The following is a 3259-nucleotide window of genomic DNA, read 5'->3' as shown; positions in this document are numbered from 1 at the left end:
GCTGACACCTGAGGTGAAGAACAAAATCTTCGGCGAGAACGCCGCACGGATTTTTGGGATCGACATCGCCGCGGCGCGTCAGGCGATAGAGGGCGATCTGCTCTACAAACTGCGCGACGACCGTAATCCGCTCCCGGCCGGCGCAGTCCACTTGTAAAGCACGTCGGATCTGTCGAGCCTCGAGGACGTTCGGTCTCAGCCAGGACCCTTCAGCTTAAGCCGAGGCCTTCTGAACCATGGCTGGGATGAGCTGCTTGATTGACGGCGCTCCGACTTGCTGCATGGCAACGCGCGTCTCGTTGCGGAGAATTTCGAGAACGCGCTCGACACCGGGCTGACCGAACGCGCCGAGACCCCATAGGTAGGGCCGCCCGATACAGACAGCTTGGGCACCCATGGCCAAAGCCTTGATAATATCTGTGCCGCGACGGAACCCACTGTCGACCAGCAGCGGTACGCGGCCACCGACTGCCTCGACAATTTCGGGCAAGATCTCAATGGTCCCGCGGCCGGTATCCACCACACGCCCGCTGTGATTGGAGACAATAATCCCGTCAATCCCTATAGCGGCAGCAAGTATCGCGTCTTCGTAGGCAAGAATGCCTTTGAGTACAATCTTCGTCTTGACGGTATCCCGCAAGCGCTTGATCCAATCCCATGTTAGGTTTGGGGCGTTCAGAACGGTCACGCCACTGAGATCGATACCATCGAAATTCGGTTTGCGGGCGACATACTCCTGAAAAGTTCGGCCATGGCAGCCATCGCATTGTCGAGTATCAGTACGCCGTAGCCTCGCAAGAGTTTCCCAATTCGCCGGCGAGGGGCCGTCCACAGTGAGAACGATTACCGGGGATCCAGCTCGTTCCGCTCGCATGACAAGAGCTTCGGCGATCTCCCACTTTCGCGTCGGGTATAATTGAAACCACACCGGTGCGCCGCGCGACGCGATCGCCTCCTCAATCGAGGTCGTTGCCACCGTCGAAAGCATCTGCAGGTGATTGCCTGCCCTCGCCGCCTTGGCAACCGCGACCTCTCCGTCCGGATGAAAGGCCCGGTTGCTGGAGGTTGGCGCAATCACAATCGGGCTGTCGTACCTCGCGCCGAAGATATCGACGGTCATGTCGATCGCGCTGACATCCACGAGCCGACGCGGTCGCAGCTGGAACTTTAAGAAGCCCTCGCGATTGGCGCGGAGCGTCACTTCATCATCTATACCGGTGGCCATGTAGCCGAAATGAGCCGGCGGCACATTCCTCTTGGCGACCGGTTCGAAGTCGAATACGTCGAGGGCTTCCTTCGGGTCGGAAATGAGACTGTCAAGTTGGCGCGGCGCCCACACCATCGGGTCAGGCAACCTCGCCGCCCCAATGTTCTGTGCGAGGGCTGGTGCAACACAATGCGCGAGTAATGGACTGGCGGCGAGGAAGCGGGTGAAACGACGGCGGGTTATGGCTCGATCCAATCCCGTTGACAACGTTAGCCTCCTCGCCCCCGGAGCTTACCGCCAAACCGCCTGATCATTGCCGTGGAACCTTGCATTGCGTTGCTCGCGAGTTGCATCGGCCGTCCCCTAAGCTTCGGGCTCCACTTGACGCTCGGAGACTGCTAGACCCGGCGCACCTGTCCCGGAATCCCAATCGGACATTCCAGCGACTTGCGGTCCCAGCCTCCAGTCTCCGCTGCGGCCGCATACGTCGTGGACAAAAAGTCCAGCAGCAGGGCGTCAGGTTCCGGGGCCGTGCGCATGGTGTCATACGGCAGGATGAACTCGCCCAGCGTCTTGTCGAAGTGGGCACCCGGCGTTACCGGTCGATCGCGGAAGCCCGTCGGCTCCGGATAAGCATAGGAATAGAAAGCAGCCTGCGGAAACGCCTCATTGCCCGGCCAAAACCCGGCGCTGCTGACCTCGTGCGAATAGGCTTCGCGCGTGACCGCGTCGGGCAACCCCGGTACGCCGCCCGGATGACGCGGGGCGGTCCGCCCGGAGAAACGGGTCACAGCGAGATCGAAGCTGCCCCAAAAGAAATGAACGGGGCTCCCCTTGCCTAGGAAGCCCGTTCGGAAGAGCTTAAAGACACGATCAGCCTGCACCAGCGCCAGCCAGAAGCGATGGGCGGCAGCCGGGTCATAGGCAGCGTGGGTGCGGTCCTCCGAGAAGCGGATCGGGTTAGGCACCTCGTTCGGCATCTCGTGGATGATGATCGCGACCCCGATGTCGTCCAAGAGATCGATGACGCGGTGATAGAAGTCGGCAACTGGTTGCGGTTCCAGTGGCAGCTCCCGTTCACCGCCCTGGCTGGTGCGTGCGACGAGGCGGTGGCTGATGAAGTCAAACTCGATCTCGAGTATTTCACGGCCGGCCGGGATTGGTAACGTTCCAAGCCCGTGTGCCGTGATGTACAGGGGAACTTGCCAGCCATGGTTGAGCCAGGGCGTCAGTGTCAGGCGGACCTTGCCTACGATCTGGGTCCAGAGCTGTAATGTTGCGGCCGTCTCACGCCAGCTGGCATAGGGTAGATCGGGCCAAACGGTGACGGCGTCATCCATTCCGATCATCCTAACCGAGGCGGTCCTTCTAGGGTTGCACCGGCGGGAGCTTGTCACGGCCTATCTCAATAATAATGCCAATGACCGTGACGATAAACTCGATGCGCATAATATCGATTGTTGTAGCGGTATGGGTAATGTCGACCGTGGTAGTAATATACTTGTTCAAGTGAAGGCCCGTGAAGGGCCGTTGCAGTTGCGGGAGGCACGATTGGTGCAGCAACAGCTCCTTGGACAAGGGAGGCCGCTAACAAACCAGTGAGACCCATCGTGGTCAACAGGCCCTTCCGCATCTCTAATCCCTTCCGACAAAGCCATATCCAAACTAGCCCGCTGCGGCTGACGCTTATTAGAACCGATCGCATTCCTTTGCAGCTTTAACATATGCGGCAGCGTCGGCGGGAAGCAGCAAATAGTCGGCGACGAGGGCAGCGGCCGTGGCTTCGACCCGAGCGACATAAGCATCTCGGCTGCCGTAGCGTTCTTCGAGCGAGGGGCGGGGATCGCCGGCAGCGTCGCGGTCGGTTCTGGTGCGAGCAAACGGGATCAGCGAACCGTCGCGGTCGCATAACTCGCAAGGCTGTGCCCGATATACGTTCCATCCAGTATAGGTCCCGAGCGGCACAGCAATCGGCGGCAGCCTGACGCCCGCGACCTCGTTTCCATCAGCATCGACTGCGCAGACCTGTGTACCGTAGAAATTGTCAAGCCG

General features: G+C 60.1%; 3 protein-coding genes. All 3 read right to left on the bottom strand.

The genetic code is table 11. From position 1 onward, the window contains the following. Window positions 1-214 precede the first annotated feature (214 nt). The gene (locus VNX23_RS11070) at window positions 215-1474 is read right to left on the bottom strand and encodes an alpha-hydroxy acid oxidase (RefSeq protein WP_325629938.1); all 1260 of its coding nucleotides are present in this window, start codon (window positions 1472-1474) and stop codon (window positions 215-217) included. A 131-nt stretch (window positions 1475-1605) separates the two neighbouring features. After that, window positions 1606-2547 (bottom strand): DUF5996 family protein, encoded by a 942-nt coding sequence (locus VNX23_RS11065; RefSeq protein WP_325629936.1) that lies wholly within the window; start codon window positions 2545-2547, stop codon window positions 1606-1608. A gap of 349 nt (window positions 2548-2896) precedes the next feature. Next, a partial coding sequence (locus tag VNX23_RS11060; protein WP_325629934.1) for an alpha/beta hydrolase domain-containing protein occupies window positions 2897-3259 on the bottom strand: 363 nt, incomplete at its 5' end.

This window comes from Bradyrhizobium sp., from assembly GCF_035570375.1.
Classification (GTDB): domain Bacteria; phylum Pseudomonadota; class Alphaproteobacteria; order Rhizobiales; family Xanthobacteraceae; genus Bradyrhizobium.
Note: the sequence above shows the minus strand (reverse complement) of the source record. Positions and strands in the feature narration are given on the sequence as shown.

Coding starts and splice junctions, on each gene's coding strand:
- VNX23_RS11065 (WP_325629936.1), bottom strand. CDS start 2,547: ATGGATGACGCCGTCACCGTTTGGCCCGATCTACCCTATGCCAGCTGG.